Source organism: Pseudoalteromonas sp. Z9A6 (genome assembly GCF_011378805.1).
Lineage (GTDB): Bacteria > Pseudomonadota > Gammaproteobacteria > Enterobacterales > Alteromonadaceae > Pseudoalteromonas > Pseudoalteromonas distincta.
Genome location: NZ_WTKZ01000065.1, coordinates 1 through 21,099, shown reverse-complemented (window position 1 = coordinate 21,099; position 21,099 = coordinate 1). Strand labels below are relative to the sequence as shown.

The window sequence follows — 21,099 nt, the reverse complement described above, 5'->3', positions numbered from 1 at the left end:
GCTAAAAAAGATCCTTAGAAAATAATTTGTCTTGGTGAATAGTTACAAAGTATTAAACCAATCCGCAATAATACTTAATCATTTTGCGGGGCTAAACGTGTCGCTACCTGTGTTAAAAAATTCTCATTTACGACTGCATGGATGCAGAAGGTAGAGCAATCCAGGAGCAATTGCCGAGAACAACTAATTAGCGAATTTTTTGCCTAGCTATCAACACGTTTTTCCATCCTCAAAATAGATTACTTAATTAAGCTAATTGGTATTATTCGCCATTTGCACGAAACGTATGACCAAAAAATAACGCATTGCTTAGTAGTCGACTAGTCCCATACCAGTAACCCCTAAATACAGGATCGTCGGTCATGCCTATTACTGTACCTCGTCCATATGAGTGCGCAATTAAGCCAGCACCACCAGCAACTTGCTCAACATTAACAGCATCGGTAAAACCCGCTAACAATGGCTTTTTAGTATAGGTAAGTACATTTACAAACGGTGCATCGGAAGCTTCTAGCAACCAAGTACTGTTTTTGAATACGGGCAATGTATTGCGTTTAAGTGAAAATGTAAGTGGGTGAGTTAAATCTACATTAGTATTAAAAATAGCTCCTGCAATGCGTTGACGTCCTGCTAAATGGTCCTTATCGCCATAACTTAAACCTGTCGTTTTAAATGCACTCGCTACATCTTGTTTTGATAGATAGCTTGCTTTGAGTAATTGCTGATCAGCTAAAAATTTAGCGCCGCCTTTGTGACCCCAAATAACGCCGCCTTTTCTTACCCAGCTTTTTATAGCCACTTTGTCGGTATCAGATAAGCTGTTGTAGTTACCATGAGCAAGTACTATATGGCTGTAATTACTGAGTTCAATAGAGTTTAAACGCTCCATTTCAACAATTGTTGGCGCAACACCTACAAAGCGATCGAGGTAATACCATACTTCCCCAGCTTCGTACTGGCTTACGCCTTTACCACCTACCAATAATACTTTCGGCTCGCTAACAACCGCCATTGTACGAGACCCTAAATCGGCTCCTTTGCTTGTAAGACCTGAGTTAATAGGCTTGATTGCAATTCCAAACTCGTTTTGTGCTTTATTTAATATTCCAACCCAATCATTATTCGTTTGTAAGCCTGCTGGCACAATAATACTACCAGCATCAAAGCTTACTTCACTTGAGTTTGATTTGGCTGTTAATGGGCTTAGCGCTACACGCGCTTTAATACCTTGCTTTAACAGGCTGTTTAGCATTTTAGGTGCTAGGTAATCACCCCACGAAAAGCCAAACGCATAGCCTTGCTCAAGTGAAGCAAAAGAAGGTTTTACCGCTTTTTTCCACGGTGTACTTGCAACCTCTAAACCCCAACTGCTTTTTACTTTTGCAAAAGGTAAGTTGAACGCATGCGCTAAAGTCCAGCCAGATACATCATAAAAGGTGTTATCAGCAAAGTTTTTTTGCTCGCTAAAAATAGCTTTTATTAGGCGGTACTGTGGCTGGGCTAAGGGCACAAAGTAGCTATTGGTTGTATAGTTGTTGCCATTTGCCTTGAGTGATTTAGTAAGCGAAAAAGCATCTATTTGATGCTGTTTTAACAACCCTAAAAAATCTTTAATACGAGTGTTGTCATCCGCGCCCTCAATTACATAACCTTCAAAGCTTTCATCACTGGCTAAATCAGTAGCTTGATTATAAAACTTAGCTTGGTAATCAAGTAATGCTTGGCGGTTATCAACAGCGGCTTTAAAGGTAAATAAACTCGTTAATAGTTGATTTTTAATAGTGAAAGGAAAGCTCAAAGGTCCATTTATGGTGTCTTGGATATGCCCGCGAGAACTTGCTTGCTCAAATAAAATGCCTATGCCGCCATTTACATCGGGATAGGTTGAACCTTTACCGTAATAGAAGTCGTCAAAGCTTTCTTCAGTAAAGTACAGTGCGCTGTTTTCATCTAACGCTTTTGCGTGATAGTTAGCAATCGCTTTAGTTAACGTTACATTTTCATCCGGTGTTATAGGATGCTTACGACTAGGAATACCTGGCTGAAAAAAGTAACTGCTGTTTGGTCCCATTTCATGAAAATCGGTTAAGACATTTGGTTTCCACTGATGAAATTTAGCAATACGCGCGCGCGATTCAGGATGTTGTAGTAATAACCAGTCACGATTTAAATCAAACCAGTAATGATTGGTACGACTGCTTGGCCAGTTTTCAACATGTTCACGAGTTTTAGGGTCGCTTGATAAGTTCATACCTCGGTTACTGTTGGCCCAATTAGCAAAACGAGCAAGTCCGTCAGGATTAAGCGAAGGGTCGAGTAAAATAACCGTGTTATTTAATAACTCATCTATTTCAGCGCCTTGTGCAGCAGCTAAGTAATACGCCACCAGCAAAGATGAGTTACTACCTGATGACTCATTACCATGCACACTGTATCCCATCCATACAACGGCAGGCTGTTTTGTAGAATTAGCATCTGATCCATCGTTACTTAAGCGTGCTAAGTGAGCTTGGCGTGTCTGCTCTATGCTTGATAACTTATCAGCTGCTGTAATTGTTAGCATGACAAGGGGGCGTTGTTCATGTGTGTGGCCAATCACTTCAAAATTTATACGGTCGCTTTTATCAGCAAGTATTTCCATATAACGTACGAGCTGATCATGTCTCACGTGCCACTCTCCTACTTCGTAACCGAGTACTTGCTCAGGAGTAGGAATTGAAGGGTCAAATTTTACATCTTGTTCAAAATAATACGAAAGTGGCTTAGCTACACTTGAAAAGCTAAGCAACACCACCATTAATGTTAATACCAAACGCATATAAATCACTCAAAAAATGTTCGTTGTTTGCACGCTACCATTGCTTAAAATAGATGCCAACTTTTTACGCTCAACACTAGCCGCAACACGATGAGCGGAGTATGATACGCAGTATCCGAGTAATTTAGTCAAGTATAGATGGTTTTATGATTTCTATTTCCGAAACAGCGCAAGCGCATTTTGCTAAACTATTAGCAGATCAATCACAACAAACCAATATTCGTGTGTTTGTTGTAAACCCTGGTTCATCACAAGCGGAATGTGGTGTGTCTTATTGTCCAGAAGACGCTGTAGAAGCGAGCGATATTCGCCTAAACTTTAACGGTTTTGATGCCGTTGTAGATGCAGAAAGTGCGCCATTTTTAGAAGAAGCTGAAATCGATTTTGTTACCGACAAAATGGGTACTCAGTTAACGCTAAAAGCACCAAATGCAAAGGCGCGTAAAATAGGTGACGATGCATCGTTAAACGAACGTGTACAGCACATGCTAGAAACCGAAGTAAATCCACAACTTGCTAACCACGGTGGTCAAGTAAGCCTTGTTGAGATTACAGCTGCAGGTATAGCTATACTTCAGTTTGGTGGTGGTTGTAACGGTTGTTCTATGATCGATGTAACACTAAAAGAAGGCATTGAAAAAGAAATGATAGCTAAGTTTGAAGAAATCACCGGTGTTGCTGATATAACAGAACACGAAGCGGGCGATCACTCTTACTATTAGGCCTTGTAAATGCTAAAGCAGCTTATCTATCGCTTAGGGAGCAATCCTAAGCTGAGCTTAAAGCGCTTTTTTCGCGGCTTAGCACTGTTTGTGCTAGCCGTGATATTCATATCTATTGGGTATTACACCCACTACAGCTTACAAATAATTGGCGTTATAATTTTACTCCCCGCATTATTTTTTGCCGGTTGGGGCTACTGCGGTATTTTTGCCAATCGTTTTTCACAAGTTTTAAAAGATATGGGCCCTAAACACCACGACCCCGATCTCTGGAAATAAACCATTTATTTAATCTAATAGCTGATTATTTATTTTTAAGAGGTGATATTTAATTATTAATGTAACCCCGCGCATTAACATAAAACAGCTCATAGCCAGCCATAACCCGTTATTTTGCAAGTCTATAAACACCCAAAACACACCAAAAAAGCCAACTCCAGCTGAAAGTATCATACTGTTACGCATGTTCTTTGCTCGCGTAAGCCCTACAAAAACACCATCAAACAAAAAGCAGCTCATGGCCAAAATTGGTAATACTATTATCCATGGTAAATAATGCGTTGCCTCTTGAATAACCTCTGGCACATTGGTTAAAAGCTTGATTATGGTGTTGCCAAATAATGCAAAAAATAAGCTATATAACACACCAAAAAGCATACCCCAAAATACGCTTATTTTAACCCACAGCTCTATATTCTTAACACTTCCTTGGCCTTTAGCTTGCCCTACTTTTGCCTCAGAGGCGTAAGCAACGCCATCAAGAGCAAAGCTCACCAACATTAAAAAGTTAAGTAAGACAGCATTAGCAGCTAATGTGGTTTCGCCTATACGCGCCGCGTAAAATGTCATAAAACTAAAGCATAATTGCAGTATTAAAGAGCGAATAAATATATCTCTATTCAAACTCAATAATTCAGCCATTTTGCTAATACTCAACCAGTTCGGTACATTTAGATCAATGTCTTGTTTTTTAGCTAGTTTAGCCACTAAAAACAGTGCAAATACTAGTGCTGTATAGTCAGCAATAAGTGACGCCCATGCAGCGCCTGCAACTGCCCAATCTAAATAAACAACAAAATAAATATCGAGTACTATATTAACGATATTAGTGACGAGTAATAAATAAAATGGGCCTCGACCATAATGTACACCAAGCATCCAACCCAGTAACACTAAATTACACAATGCTGCTGGAGCACTAAAAATACGAATGCTAAAATACTGATAAGCTTGGGCAAGTACGTCGCCATTGGCTGCGGAGAGGTAAGCTATAGCGTGCTTTATTAATGGGGATAACACAATTAATAGCACAGCCACTGCGCTTGCAAGCAATAGGCTGCGTTTAAGTAAAGCGGCAAGTTGGGTTAAATCGTTTTTTCCGTATGCTTGTGCCACGAGCCCCGTGGTACTCATTCTTAAAAAGCCAGCAAGCCAAAATAAAATAGATATAACTGCAGAGCCAAGGGCAATACCCGCTAAGTAATGAGCGCTTCCTAAGTGCCCAATTACAGCGGTATCAACAATTCCTAACAACGGCACTGTGATATTTGATAGTATCATCGGACCCGCTAACAACAACAAGCTTTTATGGTGTGCCTTATTATGTATAAGAAATTGTTTCATTTAGTATTATTTATCCTCATTGGTGTATCTGTACGGGCTCAAGCAGCCGTTATTTTACAGTATCATCATGTTAGTGAAACCCTACCCGCAGTAACGAGCGTTAGCGCAAATACATTTACGGAGCATTTAAGCTATTTAAAAGAGCACAACTTTAACGTTATTCCTCTTAATGAGTTGATTAGCGCGCTTCAACAAGGTGAAACTTTACCTGATAAAACACTCGCCATCACCTTTGATGATGGTTATAACAATAACTATGAACAAGCCGCGCCTATTTTAGAAAAGTTTGGCTACCCGTACACTATCTTCGTAAATCCTAAATTAATAGACGAAGGCATGAGTTACGTAATGGGGTGGGATAAGCTTAAAGAGTTATCTAAAAAAGGAGCATTAATAGCCAATCATAGCGGGCAACATGATTACTTACACCTTAAGCTTGAAAACGAAACCGATGCACAATGGCAATCACGTATTAAGCAAGATATTCTTAACTCTCAAAAGCGCATAAAAGAAGAAATAGGCCACGATTATAAATACTTAGCATACCCGTATGGTGAGTTTAATAACGAGCTGCAAGCACTCGTGACAGAGCTTGGTTTTATAGGTATTGGCCAGCACTCAGGCGCTGTAAATAAAGATTCTAATTTTAGCCGCTTACCGCGTTTTCCTGCATCAGGCTTTTACAGTAAACTAGAAACCCTTATTACTAAGCTTAACTCACGCGCGTTTAATATTACCAATTTAACTTATCAAGATAGCGTTACACAGCAAAATCCTCCCACGCTTACAATAGAATTTAAGATGGGTGATTTTCATAAGAGCCAATTTGCCTGTTATGTATCAAGCGTAGGCCAAGCAGATTTAAAATGGATAACTAAAAATACTGTCGAAATCATCTCACCAAAGATCCTTAATAAAGGGCGTTCTCGTTTTAATTGCACAGCCCCTTCTATTTCAAGCCCTGGTGATTACTTTTGGTTTTCGCAGCCTTGGGTAATTGAAGCGCCTAAACCTTAACTGCCTGATGTAAAAACCGCTGGGTTATTTTATTAACTACTCTAGAGCACAAAAAAAGGAGCCTAAAGCTCCTTTCAAATTGGTAAAAAGTAAAAACTAGTTTTTGTAGTAATCGGCTATTTTTTTAAACTCTTGCGTTAAAATCGTCGCGTTAATTAATGGCACACTACCTTGTTTAAATTCTGGTTTAAAAATAGCTCTAACGGCTCCATTTTGATCAACCATAGCGACCGAAGCACTATGATCAACTGCATATTCTGATTCACTACTATCGCTAATCGCGTAAATTAAACCAAGCTCTCTAACAACAGGAAAAAGGTGTTTATGTTCCCCTGATACAGCTAAAAAGTCAGGATTAAAGTAATCTATATATTGCTTTCGTTTAGCTGGTGTATCGCGTTTTGGATCAACCGATAAAAACCAAACTTGTAGCGGATAATCTGCTTGTAAGTTTTTATAAACAGCATTTAACTTTGCAAGTGTTAATGGACAAATATCTGGACAGCTTGTATAGCCTAAAAATACTAAATTCCACTGTCCTAAAAATTGTTGCTTAGTCACTAATTCGCCGCGCTGATCGTTTAGCGTAAAATCAGACAGTGGCTTTGCATTTTCGTAAACTAATGCATCTACATCTGGCGGACTATTTTCATTTGAACATGCTGATAAAAACAAAACTAAAACAACAATTAATCCAAGCCATAACTGCTTCATAAAGGGAGCCATTTATCTATAAATAAGATTACAAAGAGTACCATTAAATGAATAATCGAAAAACGAAATAAGTCCATTGCAGTCTCATCATTTCCAGCAATTTTTAATTTGACGGCTTTATATATAAACACTGCATTTAATACACACGCACCTATTAAATATATTAATCCAGACATACCAATTAAATAAGGTAATACGCAAACTACAGCGAGTAAAACAGAGTAGGCAACGACGCACGTTTTACAAAAGTCGATTCCATGGGTTACTGGTAACATAGGAATTTTAGCGCGTTCATAATCACTTTTTCGTGCTATAGCCAGCGCCCAAAAGTGTGGCGGAGTCCAGGTAAATATTATCATTACAAGTAACCAAGGGGCTGCTGCCATTTGGTTTGTTTCTGACACCCAACCTAATAATGGAGGCATTGCGCCAGCCAACCCACCTATAACAATATTTTGCGGTGTAGCACGCTTTAAAAATGATGTATAAACAAATGCATAACCTACCAATGCAAATAACGTTAATATAGCGGTTAAGGTATTAGCCCACACCATTAGCATAATAAAACCAGCAACCCCAATAACAGCTGCAAAACTAAGCGCATGTGTTTTACTTAAACGCCCTTTAGCCACAGGACGATGACGAGTCCTTGCCATTTTTGAGTCTATCTCACTATCAACCACATGATTAATAACCGCTGCAGCAGCAGAAAGTAGCCCTATACCTAACAAGCTAATAAACTGTACAGCCATGCCTCGCCCTACATCAGGAGCCAGCGCTAAACCAACCCAAGCTGTTAGTACCAGCATAGCTACCACTTTAAATTTACTAATTGCTAAGTAGTCTTGTAGCAAATTATGAGTACGCGAAATTAGCGATTGAGCATTAACGGGTAGCAGTATTTTTTTATCAATTATAAGTGCCATTATATTTCCCCTTTATGTGCGTGATTTTAGGTAATAACACAACCTAACCATGCTTAATAATAGTATGGCAGCCATCAAGTTATGCGCCAGTGCAACTCCCAACGGAATATGCCAATGTACTAAAATAAGCCCTAAGCTAATTTGGCAAAGCAGGGTAAGCAATACGCTCACCACGCAATTTTTAATTTTTTTAGAGTACGCTTGGCTGTATATTTTCCACATAATTAGCGCCAGAACGATGCAAGTAACCAGTGCCCAAATGCGGTGTAATAAATGAATAGACATACGCGCTTGCTGCGATAACACACCAAATTCATAATTACTGTGCTCAAGTGGTAATTGAAATACGCTACTCAATGAAAACGGTTGTGCGTAATTACACAATGGCAAACCACTACAATGAGGAGCGGCGTAATTTGCAGCCAGCCAACCACCAAGTGCAATTTGGATAATCAATACACTGAGCGCTACTAAACTTAAACCAAAATAGCGTTTTGCGCCGCTATCACCACCCATAATAGGTTTTGCGGTTAGCCGTAAATATAAAAGCGTTATAAGTGACAAAATACTAAAGCCACCTAATAAGTGCCCCATTACAATAAGCGGCTGAAGGTTCATGGTTACTGTCCACATACCAAGGGCAGCCTGAAACACCACGAGTAGAAGTAAAGCCAAAGGCAATTTAACTGGCGTAGTTGGATATTGGCGCTTTAAAAAAGCCAACACAAATAAACCTAAAATAAGTAAGCCTAAAGCACCTGCAAAGTAGCGATGAATCATTTCTTTCCACGCTTTTGCGGTTTCGAACATCATATCGGGGTAGCTTTGAGTTGCTAAGGCTATGTCAGCCTCATGCTTAGGTACCGTTAAAAAGCCATAACAACCAGGCCAATCGGGGCACCCTAATCCTGCATCACTTAAGCGGGTGTACGCACCTAAAGCAACTACAATCAAAGCGAGTAATCCTGTTATTAATACTAAGTTTTTATAATTTTTATACATCAGATACTCCAACTTAAGCTCAACTTAATTAGCTAGAACGAGAATAGTTAAGTAATTTTTTTAGATCTTTTAATAGCCCTTTTTGTACTAAACGGTTTTCTTGTGGCTCGACCTTAAAGGGATATTCAAGTACCACTAACCCCATATGATCAATTAAATATAAACTTGCAGGATTTAAACTCTGTTGTTCGGTAATAATTTTCCATGGTAGATTTTTATTGTCGGGGCTTCCCATTACAGCCATATCAACCTTGCCTTGGTTTTTACCAAGTGCCACATATAAGTTATTAAGTGCATTGAGCTGTTCGCTGCATGGGGTGTTACATTCGTTTGAATAATTAAGCGCGATAGTCCATTGTTTGGGATTATTTTGCGGCCAATTTTTAAGTTTTATTTCTTGGCTTAAAAACTCACCATTATTAGTAATTGCAGTAGGCAACCAATCAAACTTTAATGCGCCATATGCCAAAACTAATGGGATTGCACAGCAACCCACAAACAACAAAAGGGGATTATTTTTCATTATGTGTCCTTTTTTTACTCGCAAAAATAGCCACAACAGCACATGCAATAGCAATTAAAAACCATTGCAAAGCGTAGGCATTATGCTTTTGAGGGCTCATAACAACGGCCTCATAATGAGGTGTTGCAATTTCATCACCAGTACCTTGTCTGTAAGCCATAAAATTAATTAATGATTGCTGGCTTTGGGTGCTCAGCATATTCAAGTCGATAGATTGGATTCTTGTAGGTAAGTCGTTATTTGTAGTTTTATCTTCAAGCGTAAAGCTACTTAAGTTATTTTCTTTTATTTGCGCTTTAAGAATAAAAATACCTGTAGGCAGAGTAACCTTTGGCAGTGTATCTCTAGATATAGGCGCTTTTACCCATCCTAAATTAACTAAAATCACTTTTTCTTCGCTATCGGGCTTTAGTAAAGCAAGTAGGTCGTACCCTACTTGCCCGTTATAAATTTGATTATCTAAAAGCCAATATTGGTTTTGTACAAACCGCCCTTTTAACTCAAGCAATACACCAGTTTTGTTCCAGCTATCAGGCAAGTTAAGTAATTGAGACCAGCTCATCACACCACGAGTCTGTTGCTTAGCTATGGCGGTTAGTTGTTGCTGCTTTTGCTCACCTCGCTCCAACTGCCAAAACCCTAATCGCACACACACAAGTACAACAACCACAACCATACAAAATGTGATTAGTGAGCTAAGCTTTTGTTTGTACCATAAAACTAACTGCATAAAGGGTCAACTCAGTGATTATTAAAATTATTATCGTACTGTTGTTAATATTTATACTTTTTAACTTATTTAGAGCATTGTTTATTATGGTGTCAGGGAAAACAGGGGGACGACCTATGTCTCACTTTTTAGGTCGTCGCGTATTGTTTTCGATCGTTGTTTTAGTTGTTGTTATTGCAGCGCTTAAACTTGGTTTTATTAAAGCAAATAATTCGCCAATAAACGCTACAGCACATATACAAATACAAACAAACACAGCCACACCACATCAACAAAGTGCCAATACCAAGCAGCTGCTTGAAAAGCAAAGTGCTTATCTTTAGTAAAGTGCCCTTTTAATATCCGTAAAAATATTACAAATAAAAGTACGGTTCCTAGCGTTACATGCATACCATGAAAACCAGTCAATAAAAAAAACGTATTACCGTAAATACCCGCATCTAGCGTTAGATTAAGGTCATTATATGCATGCATGTACTCCTCAACTTGCAGCCCTAAAAAGCAAACGCCCAATAAAATAGTAGCGCCTAAAAAAACCTTAAGTGGAGTGCGTTTATTGTTTTCCATCGCTACGTGGGCAAAATGTAAAGTAACTGAGGAAGTAAGCAGTATTAAGGTATTTATAAGTGGTAAGCCTTGCCAGCCCATAGCTTGAGTAGTTTCGCCAGCAGGTGTTGAAACTAGCGGCCAAACGGCTTCAAAAGTAGGCCATAATACCTCGTTAGTCATTGCATTATTGCCTGCACCTCCAAGCCAAGGTACCGACAATACCCGTGCATAAAAAAGCGCACCAAAAAAGGCCATAAAAAACATAACTTCAGAAAAAATAAACCAGCTCATACCTTGTCTAAATGAGCGATCCATTTGTGCTGAGTACAAACCTTGGTCTGATTCACTAATTACATTTTTAAACCAGCTAAACAACATATACACAAGTACAGCAATACCGGCATAAAGCAGATAAACCCCGCTACCACCTTCTTTACCTACACTCATAACAGTCAAGCCCGCCCCTACTGCAATAAAAAACAATGCAACAGCACCTACAATAGGCCACGGGCTTTGCTCTGGTACGTAATAATGCTCATATTCTTGATTCATTTTATTTACTCCTAGTTTCACACTAGTTTAAAAAGCTAGTTATTACTTGCCACCAGCTGTTCACTAATATCAAATACGGTATAAGATAAAGTTAATTCTTCAATATCGCTTGGCAATGCGGTATCAACATAAAAAAGTAATTTAAATTCAAGCTCTTCCCCTGCTTTTAGAGGTTGCTGATCAAAGCAAAAACAGGCTATTTTATGTAAATACTTTGCCGCTTTACCTGGTGAGACTGATGGTACAGCCTGCATTACTTTATCTAGATTGCTGTTATTTTTAGCACTAAACATTACTTCACGCATTGCACCGGGTTTTACCACTACACTGTATTCTTTTGATTTAACTTCAAACGGTGCACCACTTTGTGCGTGAGTAGTAAAGCTAACGCCGACTTCTCGGTTTTGTACTATTTGTGTACTTTGCTCTGCTTGCTCAAGCGAAGGCTTTCCATTAAGCCCTGTTACATCACAAAACACGTCATACAAAGGTACTAAAGCAAAGGCAAAGGCAAACATGCCTATGCAAATAAGTACCAAACGTTTGAGTAGCGGTGCGTGTGTCATTACTTAATAACCGGCGGCGTAGAAAAAGTATGATATGGCGCTGGAGAGTCAACTTCCCACTCAAGGCCTTCTGCCCCTTCCCATACTTTTGCAGGCACTTTATCACCGCCACGCGCGCATTTAATTACCACAGCTACAAACAACAATTGCGATAAACCAAAGGCAAACCCACCAATACTTATGATTGCGTTAAAGTCGGCAAATTGAAGAGCATAATCGGGAATTCGACGCGGCATACCGGCAAGCCCTACAAAATGCATAGGAAAAAACAGTACGTTCACGCTCACCAGCGATAGCCAAAAATGCCATTTAGCCAATGTGATATTAAACATATTGCCCGTCCACTTAGGCAGCCAATAATAAGCACCTGCCATTATCGAAAATACAGCCCCTGTTACTAATACATAATGAAAGTGCGCCACTACAAAATAAGTATCGTGATATTGAAAATCAGCAGGTGTAATTGCCAGCATCAATCCCGAAAAACCACCCAAGGTAAACAGCACAATAAACGCAATACTAAAAAGCATTGGCACTTCAAAAGTTATTGAGCCTTTCCACATTGTGGCAACCCAATTAAATACTTTTACTCCTGTAGGTACCGATATAAGCATGGTCGCGTACATAAAAAACAACTCGCCAGCTACCGGCATCCCAGTAGTAAACATATGATGAGCCCATACAATAAAGCTCAATAGTGCTATGGAGGATGTGGCGTATACCATTGAGGCATAGCCAAAAAGTTTTTTACGAGAAAAGGTAGGTACTATTGTAGATATAATGCCAAAGGCAGGAAGAATCATTATGTATACTTCGGGATGACCAAAAAACCAAAAAATGTGTTGGAACATCACCGGGTCGCCACCGCCTGCGGCATCAAAAAAGCTGGTCGCAAAATACTTATCGGTAAGTACCATAGTGACAGCCCCTGCAAGCACTGGCATTACCGCTATTAATAAAAAGGCAGTAATGAACCACGTCCATACAAATAAGGGCAACTTCATCCATGTCATGCCGGGGGCACGTAAGTTCACTATGGTTACAATCACATTGATTGCGCCCATTATTGAGCTAATTCCCATAATATGTACGGCAAATACAAACAATGCAGTATTATCATTACTGTATGTTGTGGACAGTGGTGCATAAAAAGTCCAACCAAATGCAGGACCCCCACCAGGCATAAATAACGATGCCAATAGGATTAAAAACGCAAACGGTAAAATCCAAAAGCTCCAGTTATTCATTCTTGGCAATGCCATATCTGGCGCGCCAATCATAAGTGGTATCATCCAGTTAGCAAGGCCTGTAAAGGCGGGCATAACCGCACCAAACACCATAATTAAACCATGCACTGTGGTCATTTGATTAAAAAAGTGAGGGTCGACCAACTGTAAACCTGGTTGAAATAATTCAGCCCTGATCACCATGGCCATTGCGCCACCAATTAAGAACATGGTCAGCGAAAAAATTAAATATAAACTACCTATATCTTTATGATTAGTTGTGTAAAGCCAGCGTTTAAAACCTTTAGCTGGGTGATGAGCATGATGAGCTTCATTGGCGTTAGGTTGTTCTACTATGCTACTCATTAGTTCGCCTCCACTTTGGCATCAAGTGCTGTCTGTATTTGACTCGGTTGAATAACATCACCCGTATCATTACCCCACGCATTACGTTTATAAGTAATAACCGCAGCTAATTGCTTTATAGATAACTGCTTGGCAAAAGCTTGCATTGCCGTACCGGGTCGTCCATGGATAACTACATCAATGTGATCTTTTATATCGCCAAGCACTATCGGGCTGCCTTTAAGTGCAGGAAATACGCCCGGTAACCCCATGCCAGTAGGTTGATGACATGCAGCACAATTAGCCATATATACTTGTTCGCCTAAAGTCATTAATTCTTCTTTTGGGAGGGTTTTATCAAGTAATGCGGCATCTGCTAATGCTGCTTTTTGTTTAGCCTGCTTTTCATCTGCAAGCCATGTTTTAAAATCAGCCTCAGATTTAGCGACCACCACAACGGGCATAAAGCCATGGTCTTTACCACACAACTCAGCACATTGGCCTCGGTAAGTACCTTCTTCGTTTATGTTCGTCCATGTTTCGTTTATAAAGCCGGGGTTAGCATCTTTTTTAACTGCAAAATCAGGTACCCACCAAGAGTGAATAACATCGTCAGAAGTCATTAAAAATCGTACTTTTTGATTTATTGGCAGTACAAGAGGCTTATCAACCTCAAGTAAGTAGTTAGGATTTTTATCTGCAAGATTCGCGATTTCATCTTGCGGGGTAGATAAAATAGAGTAGAACTCTACATCTTCACCCATATATTCATAATGCCATTTCCATTGCGAACCCGTAATTTTAATAGTGAGATCAGCTTTGCTGGCATCTTCCATTGCAATTAGGGTTTTAGTGGCTGGTACTGCCATAGCAATTAAAATAACAAACGGAATTGCAGTCCAAAGTATTTCTACTTTAGTGCTTTCGTGAAATTGGGCAGGTACAGCCCCTTTAGATTTACGGTGATGAATAAGTGCCCAAAACATAATTGCGAACACTATCACCCCAATCACACAACATATTATAAATATGGTCATGTGCAGCTGATATACATTATTGCTTATATCGGTTACGCCTTTGCGCATATTGTATTGGCTGTTAGCCAAAACTGGGTGCGAAAAAACACATAATATAAGCCACAAGGTAGAGGTCAGTTTACCCATGTGACGGCTCCTTTGATGCTATTGCGAATGCAAAGCGAAGAGGCATACGGCTTAAACGCCAATTCGTTATTTTTATTTTTTTAGCCAATCTTATTTAATATTGATTGGTTTTGCTGCGCCAACAACGAGTTTATGTATATTGTGTGTTCTCAAAACTAAAAAGCTGTGAGTTATTATTAGCTCAGCACATTAACAATTAGCTAAAAAACGAACAACAAGCAAGTTTTAGTATAAAAAACAATCAGGTGATATTGAATAATTAATAAAAAATCGGTAATCAACTGGGCAACAGAAAGTTCAAAATATGAGCAAAACAAAGGGGTTTAACGCATTCGGAGGGGGAAAATATAAGTGCAAAAAAGTTTACAGCTTAAATAGTCAGTGGGCTGTTTACGCCCTATTTTTAGTACAAATTTTAAAACAAAAATGCGTACTAGTTAGTACGCATTTATAAAACTGCTTGTTTAAAAGCTATTTTTAAAGTCACATCCAATCAGCGTTTCTTATAACGCCAACGGCTAAGCCTTCAATATTAAAAGACTCATTCTCAAGATCTACTTCAATAGAGTCAAAATCGTCGTTTTCAGCATGAAGTAATACTTTACGACCCGCTTTCTCAAGACGTTTTACAGTTACGTCTTCGTCTAGGCGGGCAACAACAACTTGTCCGTTTTCAGCGGTTTGAGTACGATGTACAGCAAGTAAATCACCATCCATAATACCAATATCTTTCATGCTCATACCGTTAACGCGTAGTAAAAAATCTGCAGCCGGTTTAAACATTAATGGATCGATTTTGCAGTGACTTTCAACGTGCTCTTGCGCCAAAATAGGTGAACCAGCAGCAACACGCCCTATAAGCGGTAAACCTAATTGTTCTGGCTCTTCTTCTTCAATTAATTGAATACCACGGCTTGCACCTGGTTTCATTTTAATTGCGCCTTTTTTAGCAAGTGCTTTTAAATGTTCTTCAGCAGCATTGGCACTTTTAAAACCTAATGTTTGCGCTATTTCAGCACGTGTAGGAGGCATACCAGTGTCTTTAATAAAAACTTTAATTAGTTCGAGTATTTGAGCTTGGCGGTTCGTTAATGGTCGCATACAACTGGTTTTCCATACAGTATATTTAACTGTGAGTATATACAGTTAAATAAAAATCGCAAATTTAAATTAAGCCTTAAAATAGCTAAAGTAATTTCACTTGTGTACATTTTAGGGATATAACTAAAGCTAAGTTTATAAATGATTAAAAATGCAAAGGAGACATTATGAGTATTTGGTACCAGCCCATCACCTTAGAGCTGTGCAAGCAGTTAGAACAAGGCATTAATGGCCAAGGAACATTAATGAAAACTATGGGGATAGAAGTCACAGAAATTGGCGATGATTATTTGGTTGCCACAATGCCGGCAATTCCTGAGCATCATAACCCAATGGGGATAGTTCACGGCGGTGCTAACGTTGTACTTGCCGAAACAGTTGCCAGCTATGCCGCTAACTTTGTTGTCGATTTTACTAAATTTTACTGTGTAGGGCAGGAGATTAGCGCAAGTCATTTAAAAGCATCTCGCAACGGCACTTTAACAGCAACGGCAAGAGCATTTCATATAGGTAAACGTAGTTCAGTGTGGGAAATAAAAATTACAAATAGCCGCAATGAGCTGTGCTGCGTATCAAAAATGACCGCAGCAGTCGTAGAGCGAAGATAGTTACTTTTCGATTGGGTAAATGGTAATTTCCATACCCGCACCAATCGCAGATATACGCAATAATGTATCTGCATCTAAGGCTTGATTAAAGCACTTAGGAGAAGTCCCTGATTCAAAACCAATATCAAACGTTCTACGTGAACAGCTTAACCATTGCTTTAGCGCGTTACGCGAACACGATTCAATAAGCTCACATATATGGTTTATGGCTTTATCAGGTGTGCTCACCTCACCTGTAGCTTCAATACGCGCTAGTTGACGGTATTCGTCTTTGTCATAATGTAAAATCGTCGCGACTTTTTTCAAGTCCGCCACTAGCAAACTAATATCTTGCTTTGATTCAAGCTCAAGATCTACATTTAAAAATTGAATTTCCGACATCGTTTCGTATTTATCCTCTAATAATTTCATTGCAAACTTTAACGCAGTTTTACCGTTATACCAAATCAACTATGCTCTATTAACCACTTTATATGGATATTTCGCAGCTTTTAAGTATTTTTTAGCATTTAAAGCTAGCTGGATATCAAATATTCAGCTCAATTAAACAGATAAGTCATGTTAGGAATTTAAGTGTAATCTTTTTTATTTTTAAATGATTACAGTAAGCTATAGTTTAAACTGCGACAAAATGTCGCAGTAACTTATCCTATTAATGTAATAAACTAGCCTCTAAAAATAATAAGACTAAAACATGAATAAAAAAATATTTAAACATGCTCGCAAGTTACATAAATGGTTAGGTTATTTATTAGCACTACAAATTTTAGCATGGTTACTAGGTGGTTTAATTATGAGTGCAATCCCTCTTGATAAAGTTTATGGGGAGCATCTTGCAACACGTAATCTTAATAACCCATTTACGCAGGCTGATTATGTTGCCTCCCTTGACGATATTGCCTCTCAGGTGGTTAATCCAACACAAATAATTTTTGAGAACTTCTTAACTACACCACTTATTACTGTCTTTAGTAATAACGAGCAGCAAAGCTTCAATGGCATAACAGGCCGACCATTTGAACCGCCAACTAAAATACAAATTACCGCAAATGCTAAAGCACACTTACTTATTGACGCTCATGTAACAAGCGCTGTACTACTAAAGCTAGGTATGCGAGAAGTAGGATATAAAACCAATGTTTGGCAGGTCCAATTTGACGACACATTTAACACAACACTGTACTTGTCAGAAAATAACGGCAAAGTTGTCACCGTTCGCAGCACACTATGGCGAATTTTCGACTTTTTTTGGATGTTACATATTATGGATTACGATGAGCGAGAGAATTTTAATAATCCACTACTTATTAGCTTTTCAGCAACTAGCGTACTTTTTTGTTTAAGTGGAATATTATTACTTATACAAAATATACGACTAAAACGATTTATCCGAATTAAAAATAAGAATAAATCAAAGTAGTCATATTGGTTTTTGAGAGCTAGCGCCCACTTATCAAAGAGTAAATAAGCCTAGGGCTTATTTTATTCCAAGTGCTTAAATCGACTCAAATGTCGCTTTAACATTTCGTTTTCGAAAATCAACTCATCACGCTCATCCAGCAATTGTAAAACTAAAGCTATTGCCGACCAATCTAACGAAAAGTCATGTTGGATACGGGCCGCTTTTTTAACTAAGGTCACTGCAGATACCGTAAATAGCCACTGCGTAACATGCTTCCCCTCAATTGGAACCGCAATATTATGCTCAACTAACTCATATAAAATTGCTTCGCTAATATCACTGCTCAAACATAGCTCTTTGCTAGTAAGTAAATCGTCTTTTTGTGTCACGATAATTTGCATTATGGCTTGCTCCAGTTATTACGGGGATTAAAGTGAGCTTTTTCGGCTAATTCTTCCCACAGTTTTTTACTGGTATCATCAATAGATGTTGGATTAACAATTTTAAGCACAGCAAATAAGTCACCTTTAGCTTTTTTACTCATTAATCCCTTACCTTTAATACGCAAGCGTTGACCAGACTGACTATTAGAAGGAATAGTTAATTGGATTTTTCCTGTCAACGTAGGTAAATTTAGCTTTGTACCAAGAGCCGCTTCCCATGGTGCAAGAGGGACAACTATATTTAGGTTATGACCCTCAACATCAAATAATGGGTGAGGCACTAAACTAATTTGTAAATACAAGTCGCCATTTTGCCCATTCGCTGACCCTAATCCGCCTTGCCCTTTTAGTCGAATTCGCTCGCCATTTACTGAACCTGCGGGAATTTTCACTTTTAGTGATTTTTTAATTTCAGTGACACGGCCACTGCTGTCTCGCTGCGGTAACATAAACTCAACAGGCTTCACGGTATCAACTAAAGTCTCTTCAAGAAAAATTGGGAACTCTATTTCCACATCTTGTCCTTTTTGCGCGCGAGCGGCGTTACTTCTGCTCTGCCCGGAACGATTGAATCCACCGGCGCCGCCAAACATTGAATTAACAAAATCAGAAAACTCTTGATCGGTTTGAGGATCGCTTTGCTGATAATTACTTTGCGATGAGGCATTGTTACCACCATAATGGCCTTGCTGTTGACGAGCACGATTTTGTTGGTGACGACGTAACTCGTCGTATTTTACACGTTCTTCTTTGTTATGAATGACTTCGTAAGCTTCTGCTATTTCTTTAAACTTATCTTCTGCTTGAGGCTCTTTGCTTACATCTGGGTGATATTTTCTGGCTAACTTTTTATAAGCTACTTTAACCGCTTTATCATCTGCATCAGGCGATATTCCAAGCACTGCATAATAATCAACAAATTTCATTTGCAATCCAAATCCTCATATTGAGTAAGCTTTAAGCATACTCCTTAACGGGTAACCTTGTGTGGTTAAAATACGATAAATAGTGAGAAATAAATGAATAGTGAAAATAACTTTGAGTAAAAAATTAATCAGGCACTTTTTATTAATATAAGCGTAGGCCTTAAGTTAACTTTATCTTTTATCTTCAAGGCTTTAAACTGCCCATTCCTGTAGTTCACATTTGTGATGGATATGACTCGATTTATTCTGGCCTTATTGGCTTGTTGTGTGTGCGTTTCGGTATCTGCCGAACAATTTACCCGTTTTTCAACGGCTAAAAGACATTTAATTAAAACCCTACCTGACAACGCCAAAAGCATTTACTGCGGTTGCGACATTAAAAAAGAAGGCAAAAAACTCGTTCCTGATCCGTCTAACTGTGGTTACATTCCTCGAAATACCCTTACCCGCTCAGGCAAAGTAAATGTGCGAGCACTACGCATTGAGTGGGAGCACATTGTTCCGGCGTGGGAATTTGGTCACCAGCTACAATGCTGGCAAGATGGCGGGCGTAAAAACTGCCGTAAAGTAAGTGCTAAATTTAGAAAAATGGAAGCTGATATAAATAACTTAGCGCCAGCTATTGGCGAAATTAATGCCGATCGCTCTAATTATCGTTTTGGTATGCTTAGCGAAAACGCCACACAATATGGCCGTTGCGAAGTAAAAGTAAACTTTAAGCAACGTGTAGTTGAACCGCCTGTTTATGCACGAAAACGTATAGCTGACACCTACGCTTACATGCAAAAAACATACGGTTTAAAAATCTCTGATAAACAGCAAAAGTTATTTAATGCATGGCAAAAGCAAGCATTCGCAGATACAAGTAGTGCGAGCAAGCTCTAAGCTTTAAGCTTTAACACTCATTTACATAAATCAAAGTTATAAATGTTGAATAAACGAGCGAGTGTTGTAATATTTTAAACAACTTATTTACAAAAAAGCCCTTACCTATGTTTAAAAATAATAAAACCTCGCTTGCCATTTTCACTGCATTTGCGGGCTTTGCTTTGACCGGTTGTGGCGGCGGCGGTAGCGGTATCGACTCAGCCCCTGTAGTTACAACACCTGTTAATAGCAGTCCAACATGGACTGCGGGTGTATTTGAACCCTCTAACGATTTAAAAAACTTTTGCGAAACCCCGCGTACGGGTAACGATCCCTTTAATAACAACGAGCCTTACCCAGATCAAGCCGGTTCTGCCCTTTACGAAAAACTCTGGCTTCGCTCTTGGAGCGACGAAACCTACCTTTGGTATGATGAGATTGCCGATAACGATCCTGAAAGCTTTGCCACAGTAGCCGATTATTTTGCCCAATTAAAAACAGAGCAGCTTACCGACTCAGGGGCAAAAAAAGATAACTTTCATTTTTCAGAACCTACTGAAGATTACTTTCAAGAAGCGCAATCGGGCGTTACTTCTGGTTACGGGATAAATTGGGCGTTTATTGGCGATACAGCCGACCGTATTTTACGCGTCGCTTATCTTGAAGATGATTCACCTGCAAGCCAAATAGGCTTTCAACGTGGTGATACTGTACTTTCAGTTGACGGTGTTAGCATTAATACCAATACAGAGTCGGGTGTAGATACGCTTAACGAAGGCTTATTTAGCCCAACTAACGGCGACTCACATACTATTGTTGTACGCAGTAACGATGGCGCCGAAAAAACATTTAATGTAACCGCTGGCAATATTGAACAAACACCGGTTCAAAATGTTAAAACGATTACAACCGCAAATGGTTCAAGCGTGGGTTACATGCAATTTAATAGCCATATAAGCATTGCCCAAGAAGGGCTTATTGATGCGGTAAATAAGTTTAAAACCGATGGTATTGATGAGCTTGTAATCGACTTTAGATATAACGGTGGTGGTTTATTAGCACTGTCGGCACAATTGGCTTATATGGTTGCCGGTAATGCCAACGTTAACAACCGCTTTTATTATCAAACTCAACAAAACGATAAACAACCCGTTGATTCGCCTTTTCCATTTATTGATGAAGAAATAGATTACTCTACTTTTTTTAGCACAGGTGAAAACCTACCTGATTTGTAACTATTCAGCCTCATCTGAAATGAATATATCAGGCAGCTGAT

General features: G+C 39.0%; 22 protein-coding genes and 1 pseudogene. 8 read left to right on the top strand and 15 right to left on the bottom strand.

All coding sequences use genetic code 11. The features are described 5' to 3' along the window. Positions 1-262: 262 nt before the first annotated feature. Positions 263-2,818 (bottom strand): M14 family zinc carboxypeptidase, encoded by a 2,556-nt coding sequence (locus tag GQR53_RS17790; protein WP_165744794.1) that lies wholly within the window; start codon positions 2,816-2,818, stop codon positions 263-265. A 146-nt stretch (positions 2,819-2,964) separates the two neighbouring features. Between GQR53_RS17790 and nfuA the strand changes: the two genes are divergently transcribed. Together nfuA and GQR53_RS17780 are read left to right on the top strand one after the other, a co-directional pair. After that, a complete protein-coding gene (gene nfuA, locus GQR53_RS17785; RefSeq protein WP_002959571.1) occupies positions 2,965-3,540 on the top strand; it encodes a Fe-S biogenesis protein NfuA in 576 nt (191 codons plus the stop codon). Positions 3,541-3,549: 9 nt separating this feature from the next. After that, on the top strand, positions 3,550-3,819 hold the full coding sequence (locus GQR53_RS17780; RefSeq protein WP_002959572.1) for a hypothetical protein: 270 nt from the start codon (positions 3,550-3,552) through the stop codon (positions 3,817-3,819). Positions 3,820-3,828: 9 nt separating this feature from the next. On the opposite strand, the gene GQR53_RS17775 is transcribed toward GQR53_RS17780, so the two are convergent. Beyond that, complete coding sequence (locus GQR53_RS17775; RefSeq protein ID WP_024604503.1) at positions 3,829-5,100, bottom strand: MATE family efflux transporter; 1,272 nt, start codon at positions 5,098-5,100, stop codon at positions 3,829-3,831. Positions 5,101-5,142: 42 nt separating this feature from the next. Here GQR53_RS17775 and GQR53_RS17770 point away from each other — a divergent pair, with 42 nt between their 5' ends. Next, positions 5,143-6,180 (top strand): polysaccharide deacetylase family protein, encoded by a 1,038-nt coding sequence (locus GQR53_RS17770; protein WP_165744792.1) that lies wholly within the window; start codon positions 5,143-5,145, stop codon positions 6,178-6,180. Between the two features lie 96 nt (positions 6,181-6,276). Here GQR53_RS17770 and GQR53_RS17765 read toward each other — a convergent pair whose 3' ends face one another. The 5 genes from GQR53_RS17765 to GQR53_RS17745 are packed head-to-tail and all read right to left on the bottom strand — an operon-like array spanning position 6,277 to position 10,075. After that, positions 6,277-6,894: an SCO family protein gene (locus GQR53_RS17765; protein ID WP_165744791.1), complete on the bottom strand. Its 618-nt coding sequence runs from the start codon at positions 6,892-6,894 to the stop codon at positions 6,277-6,279. Continuing rightward, positions 6,891-7,820, bottom strand: coding sequence for a heme o synthase (gene cyoE / locus GQR53_RS17760; protein ID WP_024606467.1), 930 nt, complete (start codon positions 7,818-7,820; stop codon positions 6,891-6,893). Before cyoE ends, GQR53_RS17765 begins: the two co-directional genes overlap by 4 nt. Before the next feature lie 12 nt (positions 7,821-7,832). Then, on the bottom strand, positions 7,833-8,822 hold the full coding sequence (locus tag GQR53_RS17755) for a COX15/CtaA family protein (RefSeq protein WP_165744789.1): 990 nt from the start codon (positions 8,820-8,822) through the stop codon (positions 7,833-7,835). 28 nt (positions 8,823-8,850) lie between these two features. Continuing rightward, the gene (locus tag GQR53_RS17750) at positions 8,851-9,345 is read right to left on the bottom strand and encodes a hypothetical protein (protein ID WP_002959602.1); all 495 of its coding nucleotides are present in this window, start codon (positions 9,343-9,345) and stop codon (positions 8,851-8,853) included. Next, on the bottom strand, positions 9,335-10,075 hold the full coding sequence (locus GQR53_RS17745; protein WP_165744787.1) for an SURF1 family protein: 741 nt from the start codon (positions 10,073-10,075) through the stop codon (positions 9,335-9,337). The genes GQR53_RS17750 and GQR53_RS17745 overlap by 11 nt, the downstream gene beginning before the upstream one ends. A 14-nt stretch (positions 10,076-10,089) precedes the next feature. Between GQR53_RS17745 and GQR53_RS22680 the strand changes: the two genes are divergently transcribed. Further along, entirely contained in the window at positions 10,090-10,398 is a 309-nt protein-coding gene (locus GQR53_RS22680) for a DUF2909 family protein (protein WP_165744785.1), read from the top strand. Here the strand turns inward: GQR53_RS22680 and GQR53_RS17735 are convergent. The 5 genes from GQR53_RS17735 to lexA all read right to left on the bottom strand — a co-directional run bounded on the left by GQR53_RS17735 (position 10,301) and on the right by lexA (position 15,577). Next, entirely contained in the window at positions 10,301-11,176 is an 876-nt protein-coding gene (locus GQR53_RS17735; RefSeq protein WP_002959610.1) for a cytochrome c oxidase subunit 3, read from the bottom strand. The two genes, GQR53_RS22680 and GQR53_RS17735, sit on opposite strands and share 98 nt — an antisense overlap. A 35-nt stretch (positions 11,177-11,211) precedes the next feature. Continuing rightward, positions 11,212-11,742, bottom strand: coding sequence for a cytochrome c oxidase assembly protein (locus GQR53_RS17730; RefSeq protein ID WP_002959612.1), 531 nt, complete (start codon positions 11,740-11,742; stop codon positions 11,212-11,214). Then, a complete protein-coding gene (ctaD, locus tag GQR53_RS17725) occupies positions 11,742-13,334 on the bottom strand; it encodes a cytochrome c oxidase subunit I (RefSeq protein WP_165744783.1) in 1,593 nt (530 codons plus the stop codon). The genes GQR53_RS17730 and ctaD overlap by 1 nt, the downstream gene beginning before the upstream one ends. Next, positions 13,334-14,476 (bottom strand): cytochrome c oxidase subunit II, encoded by a 1,143-nt coding sequence (coxB, locus tag GQR53_RS17720; RefSeq protein ID WP_165744781.1) that lies wholly within the window; start codon positions 14,474-14,476, stop codon positions 13,334-13,336. Before coxB ends, ctaD begins: the two co-directional genes overlap by 1 nt. Before the next feature lie 483 nt (positions 14,477-14,959). Beyond that, positions 14,960-15,577, bottom strand: a complete 618-nt coding sequence (lexA, locus tag GQR53_RS17715) for a transcriptional repressor LexA (RefSeq protein WP_024595093.1) — start codon at positions 15,575-15,577, stop codon at positions 14,960-14,962. Positions 15,578-15,744: 167 nt separating this feature from the next. On the opposite strand from lexA, the gene GQR53_RS17710 reads away from it, so the two are divergent. After that, entirely contained in the window at positions 15,745-16,185 is a 441-nt protein-coding gene (locus GQR53_RS17710) for a PaaI family thioesterase (protein WP_165744779.1), read from the top strand. Here GQR53_RS17710 and GQR53_RS17705 read toward each other — a convergent pair whose 3' ends face one another. Then, on the bottom strand, positions 16,186-16,566 hold the full coding sequence (locus tag GQR53_RS17705; protein WP_024595094.1) for a hypothetical protein: 381 nt from the start codon (positions 16,564-16,566) through the stop codon (positions 16,186-16,188). Between the two features lie 313 nt (positions 16,567-16,879). On the opposite strand from GQR53_RS17705, the gene GQR53_RS17700 reads away from it, so the two are divergent. Next, entirely contained in the window at positions 16,880-17,605 is a 726-nt protein-coding gene (locus GQR53_RS17700) for a hypothetical protein (RefSeq protein ID WP_165744777.1), read from the top strand. Between the two features lie 62 nt (positions 17,606-17,667). Here the strand turns inward: GQR53_RS17700 and GQR53_RS17695 are convergent, their stop codons facing one another. Together GQR53_RS17695 and GQR53_RS17690 are read right to left on the bottom strand one after the other, a co-directional pair. Continuing rightward, a complete protein-coding gene (locus GQR53_RS17695; RefSeq protein WP_165744775.1) occupies positions 17,668-17,988 on the bottom strand; it encodes a chaperone modulator CbpM in 321 nt (106 codons plus the stop codon). Further along, the gene (locus GQR53_RS17690; RefSeq protein ID WP_165744773.1) at positions 17,988-18,956 is read right to left on the bottom strand and encodes a DnaJ C-terminal domain-containing protein; all 969 of its coding nucleotides are present in this window, start codon (positions 18,954-18,956) and stop codon (positions 17,988-17,990) included. The genes GQR53_RS17695 and GQR53_RS17690 overlap by 1 nt, the downstream gene beginning before the upstream one ends. A gap of 231 nt (positions 18,957-19,187) precedes the next feature. Here GQR53_RS17690 and GQR53_RS17685 point away from each other — a divergent pair, with 231 nt between their 5' ends. Next, entirely contained in the window at positions 19,188-19,841 is a 654-nt protein-coding gene (locus GQR53_RS17685; protein ID WP_149603346.1) for an endonuclease, read from the top strand. Between the two features lie 107 nt (positions 19,842-19,948). Continuing rightward, positions 19,949-21,055 (top strand): annotated as a pseudogene (locus tag GQR53_RS17680) (S41 family peptidase); the annotation flags it as partial. Positions 21,056-21,099 lie beyond the last annotated feature (44 nt).

Bases quoted from the DNA above. Each gene is read 5' to 3' on its own strand.
- GQR53_RS17790 (WP_165744794.1), bottom strand. From the start codon at position 2,818: ATGCGTTTGGTATTAACATTAATGGTGGTGTTGCTTAGCTTTTCAAGT.
- nfuA (WP_002959571.1), top strand. From the start codon at position 2,965: ATGATTTCTATTTCCGAAACAGCGCAAGCGCATTTTGCTAAACTATTA.
- GQR53_RS17780 (WP_002959572.1), top strand. From the start codon at position 3,550: ATGCTAAAGCAGCTTATCTATCGCTTAGGGAGCAATCCTAAGCTGAGC.
- GQR53_RS17775 (WP_024604503.1), bottom strand. From the start codon at position 5,100: ATGATACTATCAAATATCACAGTGCCGTTGTTAGGAATTGTTGATACC.
- GQR53_RS17770 (WP_165744792.1), top strand. From the start codon at position 5,143: ATGTATAAGAAATTGTTTCATTTAGTATTATTTATCCTCATTGGTGTA.
- GQR53_RS17765 (WP_165744791.1), bottom strand. From the start codon at position 6,894: ATGAAGCAGTTATGGCTTGGATTAATTGTTGTTTTAGTTTTGTTTTTA.
- cyoE (WP_024606467.1), bottom strand. From the start codon at position 7,820: ATGGCACTTATAATTGATAAAAAAATACTGCTACCCGTTAATGCTCAA.
- GQR53_RS17755 (WP_165744789.1), bottom strand. From the start codon at position 8,822: ATGTATAAAAATTATAAAAACTTAGTATTAATAACAGGATTACTCGCT.
- GQR53_RS17750 (WP_002959602.1), bottom strand. From the start codon at position 9,345: ATGAAAAATAATCCCCTTTTGTTGTTTGTGGGTTGCTGTGCAATCCCA.
- GQR53_RS17745 (WP_165744787.1), bottom strand. From the start codon at position 10,075: ATGCAGTTAGTTTTATGGTACAAACAAAAGCTTAGCTCACTAATCACA.
- GQR53_RS17735 (WP_002959610.1), bottom strand. From the start codon at position 11,176: ATGAATCAAGAATATGAGCATTATTACGTACCAGAGCAAAGCCCGTGG.
- GQR53_RS17730 (WP_002959612.1), bottom strand. From the start codon at position 11,742: ATGACACACGCACCGCTACTCAAACGTTTGGTACTTATTTGCATAGGC.
- ctaD (WP_165744783.1), bottom strand. From the start codon at position 13,334: ATGAGTAGCATAGTAGAACAACCTAACGCCAATGAAGCTCATCATGCT.
- coxB (WP_165744781.1), bottom strand. From the start codon at position 14,476: ATGGGTAAACTGACCTCTACCTTGTGGCTTATATTATGTGTTTTTTCG.
- lexA (WP_024595093.1), bottom strand. From the start codon at position 15,577: ATGCGACCATTAACGAACCGCCAAGCTCAAATACTCGAACTAATTAAA.
- GQR53_RS17710 (WP_165744779.1), top strand. From the start codon at position 15,745: ATGAGTATTTGGTACCAGCCCATCACCTTAGAGCTGTGCAAGCAGTTA.
- GQR53_RS17705 (WP_024595094.1), bottom strand. From the start codon at position 16,566: ATGTCGGAAATTCAATTTTTAAATGTAGATCTTGAGCTTGAATCAAAG.
- GQR53_RS17700 (WP_165744777.1), top strand. From the start codon at position 16,880: ATGAATAAAAAAATATTTAAACATGCTCGCAAGTTACATAAATGGTTA.
- GQR53_RS17695 (WP_165744775.1), bottom strand. From the start codon at position 17,988: ATGCAAATTATCGTGACACAAAAAGACGATTTACTTACTAGCAAAGAG.
- GQR53_RS17690 (WP_165744773.1), bottom strand. From the start codon at position 18,956: ATGAAATTTGTTGATTATTATGCAGTGCTTGGAATATCGCCTGATGCA.
- GQR53_RS17685 (WP_149603346.1), top strand. From the start codon at position 19,188: ATGACTCGATTTATTCTGGCCTTATTGGCTTGTTGTGTGTGCGTTTCG.